Origin of the sequence: Parvibaculum sp. (assembly GCF_049672805.1) — a bacterium.
Classification (GTDB): domain Bacteria; phylum Pseudomonadota; class Alphaproteobacteria; order Parvibaculales; family Parvibaculaceae; genus Parvibaculum.
This window is the reverse complement of record NZ_JBATWS010000399.1, coordinates 1-22,863: the sequence shown is the minus strand read 5'-3', so window position 1 is coordinate 22,863 and position 22,863 is coordinate 1. Positions and strand designations below refer to the sequence as shown.

General features: G+C 60.8%; 21 protein-coding genes. 8 read left to right on the top strand and 13 right to left on the bottom strand.

All coding sequences use genetic code 11. The features are described from left to right. Positions 1-514 (top strand): ImuA family protein (locus WBF74_RS12455; RefSeq protein ID WP_424440366.1); only part of this gene is annotated, 514 nt, incomplete at its 5' end. Positions 515-516: 2 nt separating this feature from the next. On the opposite strand, the gene WBF74_RS12450 is transcribed toward WBF74_RS12455, so the two are convergent. Continuing rightward, on the bottom strand, positions 517-816 hold the full coding sequence (locus WBF74_RS12450) for a hypothetical protein (protein ID WP_424440363.1): 300 nt from the start codon (positions 814-816) through the stop codon (positions 517-519). Between the two features lie 28 nt (positions 817-844). Further along, positions 845-1,114, bottom strand: a complete 270-nt coding sequence (locus tag WBF74_RS12445; RefSeq protein ID WP_424440360.1) for a hypothetical protein — start codon at positions 1,112-1,114, stop codon at positions 845-847. Between the two features lie 158 nt (positions 1,115-1,272). Here WBF74_RS12445 and WBF74_RS12440 point away from each other — a divergent pair, with 158 nt between their 5' ends. Together WBF74_RS12440 and WBF74_RS12435 are read left to right on the top strand one after the other, a co-directional pair. Beyond that, the gene (locus tag WBF74_RS12440; RefSeq protein ID WP_424440357.1) at positions 1,273-2,880 is read left to right on the top strand and encodes a DNA polymerase Y family protein; all 1,608 of its coding nucleotides are present in this window, start codon (positions 1,273-1,275) and stop codon (positions 2,878-2,880) included. Beyond that, entirely contained in the window at positions 2,877-6,137 is a 3,261-nt protein-coding gene (locus WBF74_RS12435; RefSeq protein ID WP_424440354.1) for an error-prone DNA polymerase, read from the top strand. Before WBF74_RS12440 ends, WBF74_RS12435 begins: the two co-directional genes overlap by 4 nt. A gap of 4 nt (positions 6,138-6,141) precedes the next feature. On the opposite strand, the gene WBF74_RS12430 is transcribed toward WBF74_RS12435, so the two are convergent. Together WBF74_RS12430 and WBF74_RS12425 are read right to left on the bottom strand one after the other, a co-directional pair. Next, positions 6,142-6,531, bottom strand: coding sequence for a hypothetical protein (locus WBF74_RS12430; protein ID WP_424440351.1), 390 nt, complete (start codon positions 6,529-6,531; stop codon positions 6,142-6,144). A gap of 43 nt (positions 6,532-6,574) precedes the next feature. Further along, a complete protein-coding gene (locus WBF74_RS12425) occupies positions 6,575-7,750 on the bottom strand; it encodes a vWA domain-containing protein (RefSeq protein WP_424440348.1) in 1,176 nt (391 codons plus the stop codon). A gap of 84 nt (positions 7,751-7,834) precedes the next feature. Here WBF74_RS12425 and WBF74_RS12420 point away from each other — a divergent pair, with 84 nt between their 5' ends. Next, entirely contained in the window at positions 7,835-8,362 is a 528-nt protein-coding gene (locus tag WBF74_RS12420) for a lysozyme inhibitor LprI family protein (protein WP_424440345.1), read from the top strand. A gap of 75 nt (positions 8,363-8,437) precedes the next feature. Here the strand turns inward: WBF74_RS12420 and WBF74_RS12415 are convergent, their stop codons facing one another. Beyond that, a complete protein-coding gene (locus tag WBF74_RS12415) occupies positions 8,438-9,283 on the bottom strand; it encodes an AAA family ATPase (RefSeq protein WP_424440342.1) in 846 nt (281 codons plus the stop codon). A 338-nt stretch (positions 9,284-9,621) separates the two neighbouring features. On the opposite strand from WBF74_RS12415, the gene WBF74_RS12410 reads away from it, so the two are divergent. The 4 genes from WBF74_RS12410 (at position 9,622) to WBF74_RS12395 (ending at position 15,395) form a co-directional block, all read left to right on the top strand. Further along, complete coding sequence (locus WBF74_RS12410) at positions 9,622-10,986, top strand: flagellar hook protein FlgE (RefSeq protein WP_424440339.1); 1,365 nt, start codon at positions 9,622-9,624, stop codon at positions 10,984-10,986. Positions 10,987-11,061: 75 nt separating this feature from the next. Next, positions 11,062-12,912, top strand: coding sequence for a flagellar hook-associated protein FlgK (flgK, locus tag WBF74_RS12405; RefSeq protein ID WP_424440336.1), 1,851 nt, complete (start codon positions 11,062-11,064; stop codon positions 12,910-12,912). A gap of 5 nt (positions 12,913-12,917) precedes the next feature. Beyond that, on the top strand, positions 12,918-14,411 hold the full coding sequence (locus WBF74_RS12400; RefSeq protein ID WP_424440333.1) for a flagellin: 1,494 nt from the start codon (positions 12,918-12,920) through the stop codon (positions 14,409-14,411). Positions 14,412-14,603: 192 nt separating this feature from the next. Further along, positions 14,604-15,395: an SDR family NAD(P)-dependent oxidoreductase gene (locus WBF74_RS12395; protein WP_424440330.1), complete on the top strand. Its 792-nt coding sequence runs from the start codon at positions 14,604-14,606 to the stop codon at positions 15,393-15,395. A gap of 8 nt (positions 15,396-15,403) precedes the next feature. Here the strand turns inward: WBF74_RS12395 and flaF are convergent, their stop codons facing one another. From flaF to WBF74_RS12355, 8 genes are all read right to left on the bottom strand, one after another. Continuing rightward, the gene (gene flaF / locus WBF74_RS12390; protein ID WP_424440327.1) at positions 15,404-15,781 is read right to left on the bottom strand and encodes a flagellar biosynthesis regulator FlaF; all 378 of its coding nucleotides are present in this window, start codon (positions 15,779-15,781) and stop codon (positions 15,404-15,406) included. Next, the gene (gene flbT / locus WBF74_RS12385) at positions 15,765-16,157 is read right to left on the bottom strand and encodes a flagellar biosynthesis repressor FlbT (RefSeq protein WP_424440324.1); all 393 of its coding nucleotides are present in this window, start codon (positions 16,155-16,157) and stop codon (positions 15,765-15,767) included. Before flbT ends, flaF begins: the two co-directional genes overlap by 17 nt. Positions 16,158-16,283: 126 nt before the next feature. After that, positions 16,284-17,402, bottom strand: coding sequence for a flagellin (locus WBF74_RS12380; RefSeq protein ID WP_424440321.1), 1,119 nt, complete (start codon positions 17,400-17,402; stop codon positions 16,284-16,286). Between the two features lie 204 nt (positions 17,403-17,606). After that, positions 17,607-18,788, bottom strand: a complete 1,182-nt coding sequence (locus WBF74_RS12375) for a flagellin (RefSeq protein ID WP_424440318.1) — start codon at positions 18,786-18,788, stop codon at positions 17,607-17,609. Positions 18,789-19,097: 309 nt separating this feature from the next. Next, positions 19,098-20,729, bottom strand: coding sequence for a tetratricopeptide repeat protein (locus WBF74_RS12370; RefSeq protein ID WP_424440315.1), 1,632 nt, complete (start codon positions 20,727-20,729; stop codon positions 19,098-19,100). A 138-nt stretch (positions 20,730-20,867) separates the two neighbouring features. Continuing rightward, entirely contained in the window at positions 20,868-21,338 is a 471-nt protein-coding gene (locus WBF74_RS12365) for a hypothetical protein (protein ID WP_424440312.1), read from the bottom strand. Beyond that, complete coding sequence (locus tag WBF74_RS12360) at positions 21,335-21,646, bottom strand: rod-binding protein (RefSeq protein WP_424440309.1); 312 nt, start codon at positions 21,644-21,646, stop codon at positions 21,335-21,337. Before WBF74_RS12360 ends, WBF74_RS12365 begins: the two co-directional genes overlap by 4 nt. Then, positions 21,646-22,788, bottom strand: a complete 1,143-nt coding sequence (locus tag WBF74_RS12355) for a flagellar basal body P-ring protein FlgI (protein WP_424440306.1) — start codon at positions 22,786-22,788, stop codon at positions 21,646-21,648. The genes WBF74_RS12360 and WBF74_RS12355 overlap by 1 nt, the downstream gene beginning before the upstream one ends. Positions 22,789-22,863: the final 75 nt, after the last annotated feature.

Sequence of the window (22,863 nt, the reverse complement as noted above, 5' to 3'; positions counted from 1 at the left end):
CGGGCCGGGGATCGGTGCTTTCGGAATTGATCCGGCGCGGCTTCTCTTCGCCGAGCCGCCAGGGGACACGGATTGTCTCTGGGTCATGGAAGAGGCGTTGCGGGCACGGGCCTTTGCGGCGGTGATCGGGGAGGTGGATGGCCGTTCTTCGGCACTCGATCTTTCCTCGACGCTACGGCTGCAACTGGCGGCGGAGGAAACGCAGACGCCGGTGCTGCTTTTCACGGGTCACGGCAGGCAGGGGGCGAGTGTTGCTGTGACGCGCTGGCAGGTGGCGTCAGCCGAAAGCGAGAGCAGTTTCGATGTGCGCGGTGGCGAGAAGCTGCCGGGAAGAGCGCGCTGGTCTGTCTCTCTCACGCGGTGCCGGGGCGGGAAGCCGGGGCGCTGGCTGATGGAGTGGGATGGCGAAGCGACGGATTTTTCATTCGTCACGCCGGTGCAGGAAAGCGAAAGCATTTCCCTGCCCGCGCCTCAGCCTTCCGAAGCGACGCTTCCTTTCCGGCGCACAGGCTGAAGCTACCAGCGGCGATAATGCGGATAGGGATAGGGGTAATAGCCGGGATAGGGGCCCCACCAGGGTGAGGGCGTGTTCGCGCGGCGCAGTGCACGGGTATTCTCTTCCTGCGCGCGGATCTCCCGGAGCTTCAGCATGCACTTGGCAAAGGCTTCGGTGTCGGGCGTGAAGCCGATCCGCTGACATTCGGCGCGGTCTGCCTGTTGCTGGGCTGCGGCGCGGGCGGCTTCTTCCTGCGGGCTTGCGCAAGCGGCAAGGGTGAGAAGCAGTCCGATGGCCAGTCCAGCCTGTACGATACGCATATCTGCTCCCTTGATACTGTTCGGAGGATCAGAACCCCTTGCTGATGCCAATGCCTACGCCGAAGCCGACATTGGGCGAGCGGCTGCCTGCTTCCCTGGCGCGGATTTCCTTCATCTTCAGACGGCAATTGCCATAGGCCTCGCTGTTCGGCTCAAAGCCGAGTTCGACGCAATTATTATGGTCGATCGCATCGAGACGGGCCTGTTCGGCCGCCGGATCAGCGCAGGCGACAAGCGCAAGAGGCAGCGCCAGCACGGCACCGAGCATCAATCGTTTCGTCTGTAAGCGTGTGAGCATTCAAGCCTCTCCCTGCGCCGGGCCATGCGCCCGTCCATAGAACTTATCCTATTCCTTTTTCCGACAAGAAGAAGGCGAACCGGCCCCCGATTTGACTCGCATCGGGGAGCGGGTTGGGGCACATTATATGTTCTCTTTTTGTTCTTATTGGTTCAGCCATGTCTCTAGCGGAAAGCAGACGGGTTGCCTCGCTATGGCTGCCCGCCTGGTCCATAGAAAGGCTTTATCGCGAGCTTCGTCGGCAGGCCGCTCCGCTTGTCCTGACAGAACGGCCGCGCGCGCTTGCGCGGGCGGGAGCGGGCGGGTTGCGCATCACGGCCTGTGACGGGCTTGCCCATGCGGCAGGGGTGGGGCCGGGCCAGCTTGTGCCCGATGCCATGTCGCTTTGCCCGAGGCTGGAGCTGTATCCGGCAGACCCGGAAGGCGAGCGCAAGGCGCTGCAACGACTGGCAAATTGGTGCCAGCGCTACTCGCCCTGGACGGCGCTGGATCCCACAGGGCGAAACGGCGAGCAGGATGGCATCTGGCTCGACATTACGGGCTGCGCGCATCTCTTTGGCGGGGAGGCCGCCCTTCTTCGGCAGATACGCGAGCGGTTTTCCGCTTTCGGTTTTTCAACGCGGATCGCGATTGCCTCTACACCGGGTGCTGCATGGGCGCTGGCGCGGTTTGGCAGGGATGCAGAATCCATCCTGCCTGCCGGAGAAGAAGCGGCGGCGCTCGCCCCGCTGCCTGTCGCAGCACTTCGCCTTGATGGTGCGGAGATTGACGGGCTGATCCGGCTCGGTCTCAAGAAAGTGGGCGATCTTTATGGCCGCCCGCGCGCGCCGCTTGTCGCCCGTTTCGGAACGCGGATTGTGCAGCGTCTCGATGAAGCATTGGGCTTTGAGCGGGAACCGATTTCTCCCGCCCAGCCGCATGTGCCTTTCCGGGCGAGCCTTTCCTTTGCGGAAGGGGTGACACGGCAGGTGCATATTGCGCAGGCGCTTCTTCATCTGGCGCAAGAGCTTTGCGCGGTGCTTGAAAAGGAGCGCAAGGGCGCGCGGCGGATGGAGCTTCAGCTTTTCCGCGCGGACGGGGAGGTGACGCAGCTTCGCGCGGGCACGAGCCTTGCCACGCATGAGGCGGACCATATTGCGCGCCTCTTCCGCGAGAAGCTTGAAGCCATCGGCGATGATTTCGATCCCGGTTTCGGCATTGAAACGATCACGCTTGCCTGTCTCGCTGTCGATCCGCTGCTGCCTGCACAACAGGGCTTTGAAGGCGGCGGGGGGCAAGGGGAAGCGCTGGAGCGTTTTGTGGACCGGGTGAGCAATCGTTTCGGTACGGAGCGTCTTTTCAGGATGGAGCCGCGAGGAAGCCACATTCCTGAAAATGCGGTGGGGATGGTTCCGGCCCTTCACGGCAAAACGCCCGCCATGACGGGCTGGTCCACACATATAAGAGAGCACAGGGCCGCTGTGCTGGGCGGGAGCCTGCCGCGCCCCTTGCGGCTTCTTCCCGTGCCAGAGCCGGTGGAAGCCGTGGCCGAAGTGCCGGAAGGGCCGCCGCGTCTCTTTCGCTGGCGGAAGATTGCGCATCGCGTCACGCGGGCAGAGGGGCCGGAGCGTCTTGCGCCTGAATGGTGGCGCGAGGGGCAGAAGCGCACACGCGATTATTACCGTGTGGAAGACAGCGATGGGCGGCGCTTCTGGCTTTATCGCGACGGACTCTATCGCCATGACAATGACGGGCCGCGCTGGTTTCTGCACGGCATTTTCGAATGAGCGCGGCATTCGCAGAACTCGCGGTTGCGAGCAATTTCAGCTTTCTGCGTGGCGCTTCTCATGCGGAAGAGCTGGTAATGGCGGCTGCTGCACAGAAGCTCGAAGCGATAGGTATTGCCGATCGCAACACCATGGCCGGGCTTGTGCGTGCTCATGCGGCAGCGAAGGCCGCGGGCATACGCTTTCTGCCCGGCGTGCGCCTTGTGCTGCGGGATGGCTTTGAGGTGATTGCCTATCCGCGTGATCGCGCGGCCTATGGCCGGCTTGCGCGGCTTCTCACACGTGGCAACAGGCGCACCAGAAAAGGCGAATGCGATCTAGGGTTTGAAGATGTGCTGGCGGAGGGAGAGGGGCAATGCTTCATCGCCATGCCGCCGTCTGTGCCGGATGCGGCTTTCAGGGAAACGCTCGGTCATTTTGCGCGGGCCTTTCCGGGGTCGGTCTGGCTTGCGCTCACGCCGTTCTATCGCGCCGATGACAGGCAGCGGCATGAGATTCTGGCGCGTCTTTCAGCGGAAGCAGATGTGCCGCTTCTTGCGACCAATGATGTGCTGTTTCACATGCCGGAGCGGAAGATGCTGCAGGATGTGCTCACCTGCATTCGCACTCATTGCACACTGAAAGAAGCGGGCTTTCTGCTGGAGGCCAACGCAGAACGCCATATCAAGAGCGGGGAAGAAATGGCACGGTTGCTGGCTGCCTTTCCCGAGGCGCTGGCGGCACCGCAGGAAATCATGCGCCGCTGTAGCTTCTCGCTTGATGAATTGCGCTATGAATATCCGACCGATCCCTTTTCTGAAAACGAAACACCGCAGGAACTTCTGACGCGGCTGACATGGGAAGGGGCGGCGCAACTTTTTCCCGACGGGGTGAGCGCGAAGCTGCGCGCGACCATCGAGCATGAACTGGCGCTGATCGGAGAGCTGAAATATGCGCCTTACTTCCTCACCGTTCATGACATTGTGCGCTATGCGCGCAGCCGGAAGATTCTCTGTCAGGGGCGAGGGTCGGCGGCGAATTCCACGGTTTGCTATTGTCTCGGGATCACGTCTGTCGATCCTGGGGAGGTGAACCTTCTGTTCGAGCGTTTTATCTCGCGCGACCGCAACGAGCCGCCCGATATCGATGTCGATTTCGAGCATGACCGGCGCGAGGAAGTGATCCAGTACATCTATGACAAGTATGGCCGCCACCGTGCAGGCATTGCGGCGACGGTCATTTCCTACCGGTCACGCAGCGCGATTCGTGATGTGGGAAAGGTTTTCGGCCTTTCCGAAGATATTGTCTCGGCCCTTGCCCGTTCGACATGGGGTTGGTCGAGCAAGGGCATATCGCGGGAGCGCGCCGCGGAAATCGGCCTTGATGCAGAGAACAGGGAATTGCGTCTGGCGCTGCGACTTGCGGGCGAGCTGATCGGTTTTCCGCGCCATCTCTCGCAGCATGTTGGCGGCTTCGTCATCACGGAAGGGCCACTTGAAGAAGTGGTGCCGATCCAGAATGCGGCGATGGAAAATCGCACCTTCGTCGAATGGGACAAGGATGATCTTGATACGCTCGGCATATTGAAGATCGATGTGCTGGCGCTTGGCATGTTGAGTTGCATCCGCCGTTCTTTTGAGTTCATCGAAAAGCATTATGGCCGTTCGCTCGATCTTGCGCGTGTGCCGCAAGGCGACCCGGATGTGTATGAGATGCTTTGTCAGGCAGATGCGATTGGCGTCTTTCAGGTGGAAAGCCGCGCGCAGATGTCCATGCTGCCGCGCCTGAAGCCAAGGAAGTTCTATGATCTTGTGGTTGAAGTTGCCATTGTGAGGCCGGGGCCGATACAGGGTGACATGGTGCATCCCTATCTCAGACGGCGGGGCGGTCAGGAGCCGGTCGAATATCCCTCCAAGGCGTTGGAGGAGGTTCTGTGCAAGACTTATGGCGTGCCGCTTTTTCAGGAGCAGGCGATGAAGATTGCTATTGTGGCGGCAGGCTTCACGCCGGGGGAATCCGATCAGTTGCGTCGCGCTATGGCGACGTTTCGCAGATCCGGCACGATCGGTCTCTACCGGGAAAAATTTATCTCCGGCATGATCCGCAATGGCTATGAGCCGGAATTTGCGGAGCGCTGCTTCAAGCAGATCGAAGGCTTTGCTGATTACGGATTCCCGGAAAGCCATGCCGCTGCCTTTGCACAGCTCGCCTATGTGTCGGCCTGGATCAAATATCATTATCCCGACGTGTTCTGCGCCGCCCTTCTCAATTCGCAACCCATGGGGTTCTATGCGCCCGCGCAACTTGTGCGCGATGCGCGAGAGCATGGTGTGGAGGTGCGTCCTGTCGATGTGAATGCGAGTAATTGGGATTGCACGCTGGAGAAAACGGAGACAGGGCGCTGTGCCGTCCGTCTCGGCTTTCGGCAAGTGAAGGGCGTGCCCAAAGAAGCCGCGTTCCTTATCGATGAACGCCGGGGACAGGGCTTCGATTCCATCCGGCATTTCTGGTTGAAGACGGGTCTTTCTCCCCGCCTCATCGAGCGGCTTGCAGATGCAGATGCGTTCCGCTCCATCGGCCTCGACAGGCGCGATGCGCTGTGGGCCGTGCGCGGGCTTGGTGGATATGGGCAGGGGCAGGAAGGGAAGATGCCTGCGGCTCTGCCGCTTTTTGCGGCGCTGGAAGAGGGCGGTTTCCAGCATGAAGAGGAAATGCAGCTTCCGCCCATGCCGCCCGGTGAGCATGTCGTGCTCGACTATGCAACGCTCCGGCTTTCGCTGAAGGCGCATCCTCTTTCTTTGCTGCGGACACGTTTTGCTGCGCAGCGCATCACGCCTGCTGCTGCTTTGAAGAATATTGCGAATGGCAGCTATGTGACGCTGGCGGGGCTGGTGCTGGTGCGGCAAAGGCCGGGCACGGCGAGCGGCGTTATCTTTGCGACGATCGAGGATGAAACGGGTACGGCAAACGTCATTATCTGGCCGAAGCTTTATGAGCGGCGGCGGCGCGTGGTGCTGACTTCACGCCTGTTTTTCGTTCGCGGGCGTGTACAGAAGGAAGGGATCGTCATTCATGTGATCGCGGATGATCTGGAGGACTGGACGCAGGAACTGGCGCTCCTCACTTCCGGCGGGCTTGAGAGCGTGTCAGCCGTGGCCCACAAGGTGAATGAGGCAGGCGGGCCGACGCCTGATGAAAGACAGGCGCATGAAGCCCGGCAGGAAGAGCGCCGCCTCAAGGCCGCGCGCTTCGTGCCGAAAAGTCGGGACTTTCACTGAGGGGTCAGTTTTTCCGCAAGCCTGCGAATTGCAGGATGCTGCCGCCAATCTCTGTAGCAACGAAAAGCCACAGCAAAGGTGTCGCTCCCCTCGAGATCGCATAGATGATGAGCGCAGCAACGACGAGGCGCGCCACAGCATCAATCCGCGCAAGCTCCGGCAGGGGCTGGCGCAGGCGCGCCGCGGCCCAAACGACACCCAGCACACCCATGATGTGAACGAACATCAGGCCAAAGGGTCCGGCCTCGAAGAAGAGCGCGGGCGTGTCGAAGCCGAGCGCGCGATCGATGCCATAGATCAGCGCAATCAGGGCTTCCGCAATGAAGGGAACGGCAAAGGGCAGGGTGACGGCAAAGTCACCCCAGGCGACGGCCTTGATTATCCGTGTTGGCATGTCCCCTCCCGAGCGATGCAGCCTCAGACCGGATGGCCTTCGATCAGCGCGACAATTCTCTCATCGCGTGGTCGAGGCCTTCCAGCGTCAGGGGATACATGCGCTCGCCCATGATCTGTTTGATGATCTGGAGGGAGGGCGTGTATTCCCAATGCCGTTCGGGGATCGGGTTGATCCAGACGCAGTTCTCGTAAATCTGCGTCACGCGCTCAAGCCAGACGCCGCCCGGCTCCTCGTTCCAGTGTTCCACCGAGCCGCCCGCATAGGTGATTTCATAGGGCGACATGGTGGCGTCACCGACAAAGATGACCTTGTAATCGGACGGGTACTTGTGAAGCACGTCCCAGGTGTTCATCTTTTCGGTGTGGCGCCGACGATTGTCTTTCCACACACCTTCATAAAGGCAGTTGTGGAAGTAGAAATATTCGAGATTCTTGAACTCGCTGCGCGCGGCGGAGAAAAGCTCCTCGCAAAGCTTGATGTGGCTATCCATCGAGCCGCCAATGTCGAAGAAGATCAGCACATTGATCTTGTTCCGGCGCTCGGGCACCAGCTTGATGTCGAGATAGCCCTGATGTGCGGTCGCCTTGATGGTGCCGTCGAGGTCCAGTTCGGTCGGTGCGCCTTCGCGGGCAAAGCGGCGCAGGCGGCGGAGCGCCACCTTGATGTTGCGCGTGCCAAGCTCGACCTGATCGTCGAGGTTCTTGTATTCGCGCTTGTCCCAGACTTTCACGGCCTTGCCGTGGCGGCCTTCCTTCTGGCCGATACGCACGCCTTCCGGGTTATAGCCATTCGCGCCGAAGGGGGAGGTGCCGCCCGTGCCGATCCACTTGTTGCCGCCCTCGTGCCGTTCCTTCTGCTCTTCGAGGCGCTTTTGCAGCTCCTCCATGATCTTTTCCCAGCCGCCCAGCGCCTCGATCTGCGCCTTTTCCTCTTCGGTCAGGAATTTCTCGGTAAGCGCCCGCAGCCATTCTTCGGGAATCTTGGCAAGGTCGCCGTCGCCGATCTGTTCCAGCCCCTTGAAGACATGGCCGAAAACGATGTCGAACTTGTCGAGATTGCGTTCATCCTTCACCAGCGAAGCGCGGGCGAGGTAATAGAACTCCTCGACCTTGCGGTCGATCACGTCCCGGTCCATCGCTTCCAGCAGCGTGAGATACTCGCGCAGCGAAACGGGCACATTGGCCTTTTTTAGTTCATGAAAGAAATGGACGAACATGGGATGCTTCCGAAGTTCTGAATGGCGTTTGGGCGCAGTCTAGGGCCTATGGCGGCCGGTTTGAAGGGGCAGAGGTGTTCATTTATGGATCGCGTGTTTCCGATGATTATCCTCGCATTTCTCGGAGTTTCCGCGCCTGCCGCAGCGGAAGAGGAAAATCCGTGGCTGGCAGAGGGGCGCGCCGCTGCCGAGATGGAAGCCTGCCTTGCCGCCGCGCCGGAAGGTGAGGGCAATCCGGGGCGTGACTGCAGCGACCGATTTTTCATGCAATGCGCAGAGGCAGGCGGGTGGACCACGCTTGCCATGAATTTCTGCCAATACGCGCTGCGCGACTATTGGGAGGGCGTGGTCGCGGAGCGGGAGGCAGAAATTATCGGGCGGGAGGACGCCCGCTTGACGGAGTGGGTGAAGGAGAGTGCCAAAGCCTATGAGGCGCACAAGAACATCACTTGCGCGCGCTTCCGCATCCCCGAGGGCACGCTTTACGGGATGTTGCTCGCAAGCTGCCATGCGGAGATGACGCGGGAACGGGCCGAAGTGCTTGGTGATTTCGTTGGCGAGCAGCCGGTAATCGTGTCGGAGCCGGAGTCTGCCCCGCAGAAGCAGCCATAGAAAAAGCCCGCGCGGTTGAGGCGCGGGCTTTTGCATTTCAGGCGATTGCCGGGCAAGCCCGGCAATGACGCAGGATCAGTTCCGTTCGCGCCGCGCGAGGAAGGCGAGGCGTTCGAAGAGGTGAACGTCCTGCTCGTTCTTCAGCAGTGCGCCGTGGAGCGGCGGGATGAGCTTCGTCGGGTCCTTCTCGCGGAGCGTTTCGGGCGAGATGTCTTCGGCGAGGAGCAGCTTCAGCCAGTCCAGCAGTTCGGAGGTGGAGGGCTTCTTCTTCAGCCCCGGCACTTCGCGAATCTCATAGAAGATCGAGAGCGCTTCCTGCACGAGCTTGCTCTTCAGGCCCGGGAAATGGACGTCGATGATGGAGCGCATCGTCTCTTCGTCCGGGAATTTGATGTAGTGGAAGAAGCAGCGGCGCAGGAACGCGTCCGGCAGTTCCTTTTCATTGTTCGAGGTGATGATGACGATAGGGCGCTGGGTGGCCTTGATCGTCTCATTCGTCTCGTAAACATAGAACTCCATCCGGTCGAGTTCCTGCAGAAGGTCGTTCGGGAACTCGATATCGGCCTTGTCGATTTCGTCGATGAGCAGGACCGGGCGCTTCTCGCGTTCGAAGGCTTCCCAGAGCTTTCCTTTGGCGATGTAGTTGCGGATGTCCTTCACGCGCTCGTCGCCAAGCTGGCTGTCGCGCAGGCGCGACACGGCGTCATACTCATAAAGGCCCTGATGCGCCTTTGTAGTGGACTTGATGTGCCAGGTGATGAGCTCGGCATCGAGCGCTTTTGCCACTTCTTCGGCCAGCACCGTCTTGCCGGTGCCGGGCTCGCCCTTCACCAGAAGGGGACGCTGCAGCGTGATGGCCGCGTTGACGGCGACGCGCAGGTCTTCTGTGGCGACGTAATTCTTTGTTCCCTCAAACTTCATGATCTGGCTTTCCCCTGGGCGCGAAGCGACCGATTAGCGAATGGCTGAACGCGAAGGAACCTAACGGCTGGGGCTCCGAGGTTCAAGGGAAAGGCCTGTTCGCCGGCGCAGGGCCTGCCGCCCGGTTTTGAGCGGCGGTGGCGAGGTGCATGGCGGACGCAGCGGCAATTTTTGCCGGGGTGGGGGTGGCTGCCCGGCATCCGCTTCCGCCCGGTCGCAGTGGAAAATCCGTAAGTCATTGATTTTGTTTATTTAAATAGTTGGCCTGCTCCTTGCTCTCTGTGAGCCAGCAAATGTCCCGCTGCGCATTGACGGGACGGACCGCATGGAGAGAGCCCATGAGCTTTTTTGGATCGATGACCACGGCCATTACCGGCATTCGCGCCCAGTCGAGCGCGCTCGGTCACATCTCGGATAATATCGCCAATTCGCAGACCATCGGCTTCAAGCGAACGGATACGAATTTTCAGGACATCGTTACCGCTTCGACAAGCCGCAACCATCTGCCGGGTGCAGTGCTGGCAGCGCCTGCCTTCACCAATGGTGTGCAGGGCTCTATCGACGCCTCCGAAGTGCCGACGCATATGGCGATCAATGGCGACGGTTTCTTCATCGTCTCGGCGCGCGTTGCGACGATTGACGGCAACCCCGTGTTTGACGGCGTGAACTATTACACGCGCCGCGGCGACTTCACGTTGGACAAGTATGGCTATCTCGTGAATGGCGGCGGCTACACGCTGCAGGGGCTGATGATTGATCCGACGACCGGCAACCCGATTGGCGATACGCCGAGCCGCATCCAGATCAACCGTGACTTCCTGGCCGCGCGCACCACGTCGTCCATCGACTACAAGGCAAATCTGCCGGCCTGGCCGAAGACGGTGAATGCGGATCCGGGCATCCCGAACAGCGAATTGCTGACGGTGGCTCGCTTTACGCCGGCGCTTGCCGATCTCAGCGTCATCTCGGCCGCGAATGAGGACATCTTCCTCGACAACTCGCTCTCCGGTGGCGCGGTGACGGGCTATGACGCGATGGGCGCCCCCGCCAACATCCAGTTCCGCTGGGCGAAGGTGGACAATGCGGCGGGTAATGGCGACACCTGGAACCTCTTCTACAAGGTAGATGACGGTGCAACGGGCAACGCGACCAAATGGGTGAATGTCGGCCAGTCCTATGAGTTCGATGCGCAGGGCCGTCTTGCTCCGCCCGTGGACTCGACCACCATCACGGGCCTGACCGTGAACGGTGTGAGCCTTGGCGATGTGACGCTCAATCATGGCGCGTCAAATGTCACGCAGTATGAGGATGACAACGGCACCGTTGCGACCAACATGCTGGAGCAGAATGGCTACCCCTCCGGTTCGCTGGTGAGCATTGCCGTGTCGGACAATGGCCGTGTGACGGGTACTTATTCGAATGGCAAGACGGTGGACCTCGCCGAGATCGCGCTTGCCCGTTTCAATGCGCCGGACAAGCTGAAGAAGCTTGATGGCACGGCCTTCGCCGCGACGCAGGATTCGGGCGGCCCGATGCTGACGGGCGGGGCGGATGTGATCGGCTCGGCGCGCGAAGCTTCCAACGTCGATATCGCCGATGAGTTCTCGAAGCTGATCGTGACGCAGCAGGCCTATACGGCGGGCACGCGCATCGTCACCACGGCGGATGAACTGATCCGCGAAACGCTCAACATGAAGCGCTGATGATCATGGCGGGCGCTTCTGACGGGGCGTCCGCCTTGCTTCCCAATCCGGGCAGGATTTAACGCAGGTCTTTCCATGAGTCTCACTTCCGCACTTGGTGCCGCGATGAGCGGGTTGAACGTCTCCCAGGCCGGGATCGACGTCACCTCGCGCAATATCGCCAATGTGGGCACGCCGGGTTATACGAGGAAGGTCCAGCAGCAGACGAACCTGCTCGCAGGCGGGGAAGGCATTGGCGTTCGGCGCGAGGCAGCGCAGCGTCAGATTGACGAGTTTCTGCAGCAGCAGCTTCGTACCTCTGCGGCGGGGTCGGCGCTTCTCAATGTGAAGTCAAACATGCTTGGTCGCATCGACAAGATGTTCGGTGCACCCAATTCCAATGCGTCTATTGCGGGCGCCATCAGTGCGCTTGCAACGAGCCTGCAGGAACTGGCGGGCAACCCGGAATCCGATGCCGCACGGCAGTCGCTTCTCAATGAGGCGAGCAATCTTGCCGCGAAGATGAACCGCATGTCGGACATGATCCAGGATATGCGGCTCGAGGCAGAGCGGAACATCGCCGCGGGGGTGGAGCAGGCGAATGCGCTGCTTCAAACCATTGCCGCCGTGAACAAGCAGATCTCCCAGCGTCAGGCGGGCAACCTTTCGGTGGGTGACCTGCAGGACAAGCGCGACATGGCGATTGATGAGCTGTCGCGGCTGATGGATGTAAAAGTCGTCAACCGCGATGATGGCTCTGTCACGATTTTCACCTCGGGCGGCCAGCTTCTGCTGGACCGGACGCCGGTGGAACTCGCCTTTGACGAACGCACCCAGATAGACCCCGGCTCGACCTATGAGAACGGCGGTGTAGGCACGATCCGCCTCGTCTCTGGTTCGAACGCTATTGACCTCATTGCGGCGGGTGCCATCCGCTCCGGCGCGCTGGCGGGCTATCTCGAGATGCGCGACAAGGTGTTGCCGCAGGCACAGGCGCAGCTTGATGAGCTTGCCGCGCAGCTCGCGCTTTCTCTCTCGGAAGAGCAGGTGGCGAGTGACCCGGTAACGGTCGCACCGGCCGAAGGGCTTGAGATCGACACGAGCAGCATGGTCGCCGGCAACACGATCAGCCTTACCTATACTGTGGGCGGCGTGACGCAAAATGTGACCATCGTGCGCGTTGATGATGCGTCCGTGCTGCCGCTTGCGAATGATGTGACCGCCAATCCGGATGACATTGTGGTCGGCATCAATTTCAACCAGCCGATGGCGGATATCGTTGCTGATCTTCAGGCGGCATTGCCTGCGGCGGTGGTGGTGTCGAACCCGGCTGGGGGTACGCTTCGCTTCCTTGATGATGGCGCGGCGGGCACCAGCAATATTGTCGGGCTGAGCGCGACGGTAACGCCGTCTTCGCTGGCAGATGGATCGACGGGGCTCGCGCTTTTCGTAGATGGCGGTGCGGGGCGCATTTTCTCGAACAGCCTTGATGTGCCACCGCAGAAGGTGGGTTTTGCCGCGCGCATCACGATCAATCCTGCGCTTCTTGCGAATGATGATTATCTTGTCGCCTATGATGCGGGCGTGCCGGTGGGGGATGCCACACGACCGCTTGATCTCCTTGCCCGTCTGACCTCGAACAGCCGCACCTATTCGCCGTCGTCGGGCATTGGCGGCGCGATGACACCCTTCAACGGCTCGGTTGACGAGTTTGCGCGGCGCCTCGTTTCCTTTCAGGCGGCGCAGTCGGCCAATGCCGCGCGCGATGCGGATGCGCAGCAGGTTGTCACATCCTCGCTGCAGGACCGCTTTGACGCGCAGACGGGCGTCAATATCGACGATGAAATGTCGAACCTTCTCCTGCTGCAGAATGCCTATTCGGCAAATGCGCGGGTCATTTCGACGATCCAGGACCTCTTTAATGTGCTGATGAGCATTGGCAGGTAAGCCCCATGCAGATTTCCACGCTTTCCCAGTCTCTCGCGCTGCGGCAGTCCATCAATGAGATGCGGGCGCAGTTCGATGATCTGCAGAGGCAGCTTTCAACCGGGCTGAAGACCGATTCCTATGCGAAGCTCGGCACGGACCGGAACGCGGTTCTGTCGCTCTCGCATCAGCTTTCGCAGCTCACCGCCTATACGAACACGATCAGCCGCACGGAAATGCGGATTGAGGTCATGTCAGATGCGCTGACACGCGTGAACACCATTGCCTCGCAGACCAAGACAACGCTCGCGAGCACCGGCTTTGAGCTGGTGAATGGCAAGCAGACCAGCGCGCAGATCCAGTCTGCGATGCAGTTTGATGAACTGGTCAACCTGCTCAATCTGGAGGTCGAGGATCGCTATCTCTTTGGGGGTCTCGACACATCAACGCGCCCTGTGGCGCTGCCTGCGGATATTCTGAATGGCGTGGACGGGAAGGCGGGGCTGAAGCAGTTCATTGCGGAGCGTGCGCTTGCCGATCTCGGTGCCGATGGCATGGGCCGGCTGACGCTCGGCACGGTCGATTCTACCGTGACGCTTGCAGAAGATGCCGCGCCGAGCGTCTTTGGCTTCAAGCTTGCGGCTGTGACCTCAACGCTTTCAAATGCCACCGTCACCGGGCCTGCGGGTACGCCTGCCTCTCTTGACGTGGAGTTTACCGGCTTTCCGGTCCCGGGCGAAAAGATCGAGCTGCGGCTTGCCCTGCCGGACGGTACGGACACGCTTGTGACGCTCAAGGCGAGTGTGAACAATCCGGCGGGTCCGGGCGAGTTCACCATCGGTGCGGATGCGGACCAGACGGCGGCGAATTTTCAGGCAGCCCTTGAAACCGCGCTCAAGCGGGAAGGGCAGATCACGCTCCGGGCGGCATCCTCCGTCGAGGCGGCAAACAATTTCTTTGACTATGCCGCAGGTGGCGCGCCGCAGCGTGTGGACGGCCCTCCCTTTGAAACGGCAACAGGCCTGATCGAAGCGACGGAGGCCGACACGGTTTTCTGGTACAGGGGTGATCTCACGGGCACGCCGGGCAACAATTTCACGGCGCAGATCGATGATGGCCGCCAGCTTCAATATGGCGCCCGCGCCGATCAGGCGGCGATCCGCGACACGCTGAAAATGTCGGGGCTGCTTGCGGCTGTCGAATATTCCGATGCGGAAGACCCGGAGCAGACGGCATCCTATCAGGCGTTGAGCGGGCGGGTGACGCAGAAGCTCAACTTCAAGGGAGTGCAGTCTCTTGAAAGCATCGTGACACAGCTTGGCCTTTCTGCGTCGACGCTTTCCAAGACGCAGGCCCGGCATGATCTCGTGATGGCATCGGCGAACGAGATGCTGGGCGATATCCAGAATGCAGACCCTTATGAGGTCGGTGTGAAGCTCAACACGCTCATCACGCAGCTTCAGGCGAGCTATCAGGTGACGGCGATGCTCTCGAAAATGTCGCTGGTGAACTTCATCTGATCGATCGCATCAGGCCGACAGGCGGGAAAGGGTCCGTAATTCACGGGCCCTTTTTTCTTGCGCGGTTGATGCCACGTTGCCCCTGCGGCATGGCGGACGATCCTGCTGACCCTGCTTGCACGGGCCGCAAAAGGCGGCATTCTGTGCGGTATCGCAATCAGACAAACAACAAGGGGAGGGAGAAATCCGATCATGAAGCTTGATGAAAACATCTCGGCTGTCGTCACCGGCGGTGCATCCGGTCTTGGCAAGGCAACGGTCACGGCGCTGCGCGCGCTTGGCGTCAAGGTCGCAATCTTCGATCTGAACAGGGAGAATGGCGAGCGGGTGGCGAAGGAGCTTGGCGCGGTTTTCTGCGAGGTCAATGTGATGGACGAAGCCTCTGTCGATGCAGGCTTCGAAAAGGCCCGTGCTGCGCATGGCCAGGAACGCTGCCTTGTGAATTGTGCCGGTGGCGGCCGCGGCGGCAAGACAATCAGCCGCGACAAGAAGACGGGAGAGATCATCCCGTTCAAGATTTCCGATTTCGAGTATGTGCTCGGCCTCAACACGGTCGGCACCTTCCGCTGCATCGTGAAGAGCGCTGCCGGCATGGCGACGCTTGATCCGCTGGAAGGCGGCGAGCGGGGCGCGATTGTGAATACGGGGTCCGTTGCGGCGGAAGACGGACAGATCGGGCAGGTTGCCTATTCGGCTGCGAAGGCCGCGATCAAGGGTATGACGCTTACCATTGCGCGTGATCTGTCACGGGAGGGCATCCGCATCAACACGATTCTGCCGGGCATCATGGCGACACCGCCTATGCTGGCGGTGAAGGATCGCGCGCCGCAGATTTTTGACAATCTTGCGGCTTCCGTTCCGTTCCCGCCACGTCTCGGCGATCCGTCGGAATATGCGGATCTGGCACTTACCATGCTCCGCAATGGCTATTTCAACGGTGAGACGGTTCGCCTGGACGGCGCGATCCGTATGCCGCCGCGCTAAGGGCCAATTCAGGCGCGTGAGTAAAGCCCGGCCGCGATTTCCCGATTGATCATGATGAGTGAATCGAGGAGTTGCGGCTGCGGCTCGCGCGCGGCTTCAATCTCGCTGGTACGCTTGAAGATGAAGACGGCGAGATTGGCGATGTTCTGCTTGATCTCGCGGGGCAGCGGATGCTCGCTTTCGGCTGCGGATGAGGCGAAAACGGTCCAGATACGGCGATTATAGACAAGGGCCTCGTAAAGCGCGGCATTGGTTTCGTTCGTCCAGTTGTCGCGGATGCGTTGCAACTGGCCAGCCGCGCGCGTCAGGATGGTGGCCTCGAATTCGCGCGGGTCGCGCGGCGCTATTTTCGATGCGCTGGCATACGCATCATGCGGTCTTGACATTCTCCAGCAGCCCCCGTTCGTACTCGATCAACTTGCGAGCTTCCTTGAGAGCTTTATACATTTCGCCGGTTAAGATTTTACTGTTGATGGCGTCGATATAGGTCGATGTGGAGGGAGCGGCTTCCAGCACTTCCTTCACGATCTGGAAATAAAGCTCGTGATGGGGGCGGGGGTCCGGCGCCAGATACATCATCTGCACCATGAGATAGACGCGTTTGCAGGGCGTATCCGCGTCTGCGGCGCGCAGAATGTCCTTTTCGCGAAGGATCGGCGTGTCACCCTCGATGAAAAGGCGCGTGCGCTGATCATCATTCGTGATGACACTGTCCCCCAGAATGAAGCGTTCACCGGGCTTGAGTTCGACTTTGAGGGCCATGAGGATCGTCCTGAAAGGAATTGTTCAACCAGTCTAGCCTGAATCGCGCCGGATGAAAAAGAAGCGGCGGGAACCGGGGGTCCCGCCGCCATTCGGTTTGTCGTCCCGCCGGAGCGGGGGAGACGATTAGCGCAGGAGCGCGAGGACGCTCTGTTCGGCCTGGTTCGCCAGCGACAGCGAGGTCTGGGCGAGCGACTGGCGGGTCTGAAGGGCCAGCAGGTTCGCCGCTTCCTCGTTCGTGTCGGCAAGCGTCAGGTTGCCTGCACCGGATTCAAGAACGTTGATCATGTTCTTGGTGAAGTCCTGACGGTTCTGCACGACCGAGAGGTTGGCACCGAAGGTCGAAGCCTGCGTGCGGAGCGTCGTGGTCGCTGCGTCGAGGAGCGCGATTTCGGCGTCGATGTCGGTGAAGTCGGTCTCGACGATGCCGAGGCCAGCCGCATCATACGTCACGCCCGAGATGTTCAGGCTCGACGAACCGTCTTCGTTGAACTTCACAAGCAGATCGTCGCCCGTGAGCAGGTTGACACCGTTGAAGCTGGCGTCAGAAGCGAGCTGGTCGATCTGCGTGCGCAGATTGTTGTAATCCGCAGCGTAGGTGGCGCGGGCTTCCTGGAGCGTCTTGCCGCCTTCGCCCTCACCATCAATGCCCAAGGCTGTCGCTGCGGCACCACCGATTTCGAACGCTTCGCCGGAGGCGAGCGAGAAGGTGATGTTGTCACCGGAGGTCTGGACAGTCAGGCCTTCCAGAGCGGAATTGCCCGAGATCTGCGTGCGGATTTCCTCGGCGACGTCAGCCGCAGTAGCGTAATCCTTCGCAGCGAGCGTGAGCGAGATGGCGGAAGCCGAACCGATCTGGATCGTGAGAGCGCGGTTTGCGGAAGACGCAGAAGTCAGGTCGTCCACGTCAACTGCCGCGGTCAGCGTGGTTGCCGTCGCCTTCACCTGAAGAGCCTGGTTCGCAACCGAGCGAGCCTGAGCCACAAGCTTCTGGATCGACTTGATGCCTTCGTCAGCGGCCTTCAGTGTCTGCACACCGAGGCTCATCGAGTCCTGCAGCGCGCTCAGGTCGGACGCACGGGCGTTCAGGCCGGAAGCGGTGAAGTAGGACTGCGGATTGTCGAGAGCGCTGGAAACCTTCAGGCCGGTGGCGAGGCGGTTCTGCGTCGTCGCCATCATCGCGGCAGTGTTCTGAAGGGTAAGCAGGTTAGCGCGCACGGCGCTCGTAAGAGTGATGTCACCCATGATAGTTGTCCTTTCCTAGGAACCATATTCACCAGCTCGTCCTGAGCCATGGGTGGAGCATGCGCGTTGAGCCGTTAAAAGGTCGTAAAACGCGCGACGTTTTTATGCATTTTGCAGAAAAACTTCGGGTAGCCCGTTAAGCAAGAAAGGCGGGCCATGCGACCCGCCTTTCTGATTTCATTGAGTTTTTTGCGCCTGTCAGGCTTAACCGAAGAGACGCAGCACGCCCTGTTCGGCCTGGTTCGCGAGCGACAGGGCTGTCGTTCCGAGCTGCTGACGAGTCTGGAGGGCGAGCATTTTCGCACCTTCTTCGTTCGTATCGGCGACCGTGAGGTTCGACGCGCCGCTCTCCAGCGTGTTGATCAGGGCAGAGGTGAAATCCTGACGGATCTGCACCACACCGAGATTGGCGCCGAAGGTGGATGCCTGCTGGCGGAGCACATTGGTGGCTGAGTTCAGCGTATCGACAAAAGCCTTGATGCCGCTATCGAGCTGGAAGCCGTGATTGCCGGATGTGGTCGAGACTTCGCCGATATTGAGCAGACCTTCCGGCGTCATGTCCACGCCTTCAATGTCGAGCTTGCTCGTCTGATCGGCATTGAAGAAGACGCTGAGCACGTCGCCCTTCAGAAGGTTCACGCCCTTGTAGTGCGCATCCTTGGCGAGATCGGCAATCTGCTCGCGTAGATTGTTGAAGTCGCGCTCATATTTGTCGCGGTTCACGCCTTCGGTCGCAGAGGTGCGTGTGCCAAGCAGGCCTGCAAGGCTGACTTCATTGACGCCTGCTGCCGCCGTTACGGTGACATCGCGGCCGTTCTTGCCTTCGAGCTGAAGCTGTCCTTCCGGGGTGAGCGAGGCGACCAGCGGCTCGTCGCCGTCAAACGTGTCGTTCGCCCAGTCGATGAGGTCCTGCACGGTGGCCACGTTGCCGGTGGCGCCCCCGATTGTGACCGTCTCCGAGACTTCGCCCACGGTGATTGTGATGGTGTTGCCAGCGACCAGCGCGCCGAGACCACTCAGTGCCACGCCGCCGGTGAGGGGCGCGCCCGTCTGGTTGCCCGTGAGGGTTGCCGACTTGATCTTTGTTTCGAGTGCCTGGTTCGCGACGGCCTTCATGCTGTCAACGAGCTTCAGGATCGACTTGATGCCTTCATCGGCTGCCTGCAGCGTCTGTACACCCTGGCCCATGGCGTCGAGAAGGTTGTTCAGGTCAGAGGCGCGGTTGTTGAGGCCCTGTGCCGTGAAAAAAGAGGTCGGGCTGTCGATAGCACTGCGAACGCGCAAACCCGTTGCGAGGCGCAGTTGCGTTTCATCAAGCAGCCTCGCGGTGTTCTGCATGCTGAGCAGATTCGATCGGATCGCTCCGGAAAGGACCACATCAGCCATTGTCTCTACCCTCCAGGGTTTGGCCCAAGCCGTCTCATGGCGGCACGGGCACTACACTCGCTGTTAATCATTAATTCGACGTAAACAGCGGAGTCCGAATGTCGTTTTGGTCGGACCTGCCGCGCCGTCGAACCGGGTGCCTGAGTGGCTTCGCCTTTAACTCTGCATCCGTCGATTGCTTCGGGCCTTGCGTCGCAAGAGGCGGGCCAGTTTGAAAATCAAATAAAATCAATGGCTTGGGGTGATTGAGAGCAGCGCATATGGCAGGAAATTCCGTTCTGCCGGAAATTCTTGCCGGGTCGATCAGGGTCAACCGAGGGTAAAGGCGCGCACATCTGCCGCGATTTTGGCCGCCAGTACTTCGCGGCTGGGGGCGCTTTCAAGCGCATAGCAGCGGACATTGGGAAACCAGGGCAGCCCGTCCGTACCGAGCTTCGTCCAGACGCGCCGGGGAAGATAGTGGAAGCAGGGCACGCCGAGCACGGCTGCGAGGACGAGCGGGAAGCTCGCCGGAGCCACAGCAGCATCGAGGCAGGAAGAGAGCGCGGCCGCACCTTCGATATCATTGAAAAGGTCGAGGCCGGGCATGCGGTGCAGCGTTGCGCCGCAATCGCGGAAGAGGGCGTCTGCTTCCGCACTCACATCCGTATATTGCAGGTTGATGATATGTGCGCCTTCAATGGCGAAGAGCTGTTTCCAGTCCGCAAGGTCCGTATAGACGAGCGAGCGGAGTTTGGTGACGACGCGCGAACTCCACGAAAGGCCAATCTTGGGGCCAGGGCCGAGGCTCTCAAGCCAGGCACGGCACTCCGCAACGCGGGCCGGGTCCGGCACAAGCCGGTTTACCTCGGCGGGAAAGGCATCAAGGCTGCGCCGAAGCTGCGCGGCGACCATGCCGGCAGGGGCGGTCACGTCGAAATCGACCTTGCCGTAATTCCCGTGCCCGGTGGAGGTGGGCGTTTCTGCCCGCACCGTCGCCTGAGGCCATGTGCGCTGATAGAGCGACACGAGGCGCGGATTGGTCTCGATGATGACATGACCCGCCCTGGCAATCAGGTCAGTATAGCAGGTGGAAAAGAGCAGGTCGTCGCCAAGCCCCTGTTCGCGCCAGACCATGATGGTCTTGTCCTTGAGGTCTTCGCCCTCCCAGATCAGACCGGGAAAGGGGCGGAGCGGCAGGCGCTGGCCAGAGGCGAAGCCAAAGCCATACATGTCCCACCCTTCTTCTATATGGCCGGTGGCCAGAAGGGCGCGGGCAAGGTTCCAGCGCGTCGCGTCGCAATCCGGGTTGATCTGCAATGCCTGCTCACAGGCAAGCAGCATTTCATCAAATCTGCCGGTGGTTTCGAAGAGGGCGGCAAGGTTGGTGTAGGTGGTGGACTGGAGCGGGTCCAGCTCGATCGAGCGGCGATAACACATGATCGCGTCATCGAACATCGCTGCATTGGCAAGGATACGGCCAAGCGCGCCATAGGCGCTGGCCGAGGAAGGATCAATTTCGATGGCGCGGGAGAGAAGATCGACACCCTCCTGCGTTTCGCCCTTCCGCTCCACGATATAGGCCAGATTGATCAGTGTGGTGACTGAGGCCGGATCAAGTTCGAGTATCTGACGGCAGAGCCGTTCGGCCGCCTCGAAATGTTCGATCGTGAGGCAAACGGCGGCGAGATCCTTGAGCTGCGCGAGGGAGGGGGCAGCAAGGGCTGCGTCGGTAGCCTCATCGAGAAGGCGCACCGCTTCGTCCGCTCTTTCCGTCGCGATCAGAGATCGGGCAAGTCCGCGCAGCGCTTCTGCATGGTCTGGTTCTGCCGCGAGCACCTTGCGAAAGCGCGAAACGGCTTCGGCATGCCTGTTCTGCGCCTGAAGGCGGAGACCTTGCTCGAATTTCTTGCCGATGCTGCCCGTTTCCCGGCTGGCATTGCGCTTGTTCAAGGATGACATGTCAGGTTGGCCCGGTCCTCGCGATTCAGCGCATCGCCCCGATGCGATGGCGCTTATTTGCGGGCCGTTATGGTTACGATTGCGTTAACCATGCCGGAATGGTGGCTTCGCCCCTGAAGGTGAGGGGCGGGGGCGGCATCAGATGCGGGCATCGAGTGTCAGTGATCCGGCGCTTCCTGCGGCGCGGCGGGGGGCGGTGGCGGCATTTGCCCCATAGCCAAGCGTGGGGGCTGCCTTTTCCGTCATGGCGTTTGCGACCATGCGGATCAGCCCTTCGGAAACGGAGCGCGCGGCGGCAAGCGCTTCCCCGTTAAGAGTGAGCGCCTTGTCGAGCGCGATCATTGCGGCCTTAAGGCGCGTCACGCGTTCGGCGGGGGCGCGGTCCAGCAATTCCTTCCGGCTCCGCACGGCCTGCACATCCATTGCGTATTCATTGGCGAGGCGGATTTTTTCCGGCTGCAGCGCGGCGATGTCGGCCTGCGCGCGGTTGCGGAGGGCTTCTGTTTCGCGCTCAATCACTTCCGTGAGACTTGCCGTCAGCCCGGTCATGCGTTCAACCAGATCGGCGGGAACCAGTGTTTCAGCGGGAATGCGGCGTGCTTCAGTCATTTCGGCAGTTCCTGCAGTTTCAGAATCTCGCGGTAGATGTCATCCGCAATGCCGATGCCGCCGGTCTTTGCCATCTGGCGACCGTACTGATCGACAAGGACGGAGCGGAACATGGTTTCGCCGGGACCACCGCTATAGGGATTGTCGTCGCCGACGCCTTCAAACATCGACTGGAACATGGTGGAGATGAACTGCGCCTCGAAATCCTGCGCGGCCGCCCAGGCGCGCTCATCACGCGTGCCCTGCGCGGGGAGTTGCGCCTTGCCGAGCGAGATATAGCTGGTGGAAAGGGCGCTGAGGGCTTCCATCACATTACCTCGATTTCGGCCTGAAGCGCGCCGGAAGACTTGATCGCCTGAAGAATGGTGATCATGTCGCGCGGGCTGACGCCGAGTGCGTTCAGACCATCGACAAGCTGGGCCAGGCTGATGCTGCCATCAATGATGCCGAGCTGGCGGCCTTCTTCCTCATTCACATCAACGTCGGTGCGTGGCACGACGACCGTGTCGCCTTGCGTGGAGAAGGGCGAGGGCTGGCTTACCTGCGGCGTCTCGCTGATCGAGATGGTGAGATTGCCCTGCGCAATGGCGACCTTGCTGATGCGCACATCCTGACCCATGACGATGACGCCGGAGTTTTCGTCGATGACGACCTTTGCCGAGAGGTCCGGCTGGACGCGCAGTTGCTCGATTTCCGTGAGAAGACCGACCACGCCGCCGCGCCAGCCCGCAGGCACATCAAGCTTTACCGTGGTCGGGCTGTCGGCGAGGGCCATGTTCATGCCGAGAAAGGTGTTGATCGCGCCGGCCACGCGCTGGGCGGTGGTGAGGTCCGGGTTGCGGAGCGAGAGGCGGAGCGTGCGAAGATCTGCAAGACGGAAATCAAGCTCGCGCTCGACAATGGCGCCGTTCGCGATGCGGCCATTGGTGGGCACGCCGCGCGTGACAGAGGCTGCTTCACCCCGCGCCGAAAAGCCCCCCGTGGCAAGCGAGCCCTGGGCGACCGCATAGACCTCGCCATCGGCGCCCATCAGCGGCGTTACCAGAAGGACGCCGCCCTGAAGATTCGTCGCATCGCCAAGCGCGCTTACCGTCACGTCGATGCGGGTGCCCTGCGTTGCAAAGGCGGGCAGGTTCGCAGAGACCATGACGGCGGCGACATTGGCGGTCTTGAGCGTGGTGCCGCGTGTATTGACGCCGAGCCGTTCCAGCATGCCGACCAGGCTTTGCTGCGTGAAGGGGGCGTTGCGCAGCGTATCGCCCGTGCCGTTCAGTCCGACAACGAGGCCATAGCCGACCAGCATATTGTCGCGAATGCCTTCCACATCGACGATGTCCTTGATCCGCGAACTTGCCTCGGCGCTGCCGGGGAGTGCCGAAAGGCAGGCAGCGAGAAGCAGTGCCAGCAGAAGGGCGGGGCGGAAAGGCTTGGAAAACCGGAAACAGGACATGGAACGACCGATCAATCGCTTGCGATACTGCCCCTGTGAAGCGAAAGCCGTGTCATGCTGGAAACAACTCTAAAT

Excerpts from the sequence above, each read along its gene's own strand:
- WBF74_RS12410 (WP_424440339.1), top strand. The coding sequence starts at position 9,622 with ATGAGCTTTTTTGGATCGATGACCACGGCCATTACCGGCATTCGCGCC.
- WBF74_RS12445 (WP_424440360.1), bottom strand. The coding sequence starts at position 1,114 with ATGCTCACACGCTTACAGACGAAACGATTGATGCTCGGTGCCGTGCTG.
- WBF74_RS12355 (WP_424440306.1), bottom strand. The coding sequence starts at position 22,788 with ATGTCCTGTTTCCGGTTTTCCAAGCCTTTCCGCCCCGCCCTTCTGCTG.
- WBF74_RS12435 (WP_424440354.1), top strand. The coding sequence starts at position 2,877 with ATGAGCGCGGCATTCGCAGAACTCGCGGTTGCGAGCAATTTCAGCTTT.
- WBF74_RS12450 (WP_424440363.1), bottom strand. The coding sequence starts at position 816 with ATGCGTATCGTACAGGCTGGACTGGCCATCGGACTGCTTCTCACCCTT.
- flgK (WP_424440336.1), top strand. The coding sequence starts at position 11,062 with ATGAGTCTCACTTCCGCACTTGGTGCCGCGATGAGCGGGTTGAACGTC.
- WBF74_RS12375 (WP_424440318.1), bottom strand. The coding sequence starts at position 18,788 with ATGGCTGATGTGGTCCTTTCCGGAGCGATCCGATCGAATCTGCTCAGC.
- WBF74_RS12370 (WP_424440315.1), bottom strand. The coding sequence starts at position 20,729 with ATGTCATCCTTGAACAAGCGCAATGCCAGCCGGGAAACGGGCAGCATC.
- WBF74_RS12415 (WP_424440342.1), bottom strand. The coding sequence starts at position 9,283 with ATGAAGTTTGAGGGAACAAAGAATTACGTCGCCACAGAAGACCTGCGC.
- WBF74_RS12420 (WP_424440345.1), top strand. The coding sequence starts at position 7,835 with ATGGATCGCGTGTTTCCGATGATTATCCTCGCATTTCTCGGAGTTTCC.
- WBF74_RS12380 (WP_424440321.1), bottom strand. The coding sequence starts at position 17,402 with ATGGGTGACATCACTCTTACGAGCGCCGTGCGCGCTAACCTGCTTACC.
- WBF74_RS12440 (WP_424440357.1), top strand. The coding sequence starts at position 1,273 with ATGTCTCTAGCGGAAAGCAGACGGGTTGCCTCGCTATGGCTGCCCGCC.
- WBF74_RS12395 (WP_424440330.1), top strand. The coding sequence starts at position 14,604 with ATGAAGCTTGATGAAAACATCTCGGCTGTCGTCACCGGCGGTGCATCC.
- WBF74_RS12425 (WP_424440348.1), bottom strand. The coding sequence starts at position 7,750 with ATGTTCGTCCATTTCTTTCATGAACTAAAAAAGGCCAATGTGCCCGTT.
- WBF74_RS12430 (WP_424440351.1), bottom strand. The coding sequence starts at position 6,531 with ATGCCAACACGGATAATCAAGGCCGTCGCCTGGGGTGACTTTGCCGTC.
- WBF74_RS12365 (WP_424440312.1), bottom strand. The coding sequence starts at position 21,338 with ATGACTGAAGCACGCCGCATTCCCGCTGAAACACTGGTTCCCGCCGAT.
- WBF74_RS12360 (WP_424440309.1), bottom strand. The coding sequence starts at position 21,646 with ATGGAAGCCCTCAGCGCCCTTTCCACCAGCTATATCTCGCTCGGCAAG.
- WBF74_RS12400 (WP_424440333.1), top strand. The coding sequence starts at position 12,918 with ATGCAGATTTCCACGCTTTCCCAGTCTCTCGCGCTGCGGCAGTCCATC.
- flbT (WP_424440324.1), bottom strand. The coding sequence starts at position 16,157 with ATGGCCCTCAAAGTCGAACTCAAGCCCGGTGAACGCTTCATTCTGGGG.
- flaF (WP_424440327.1), bottom strand. The coding sequence starts at position 15,781 with ATGTCAAGACCGCATGATGCGTATGCCAGCGCATCGAAAATAGCGCCG.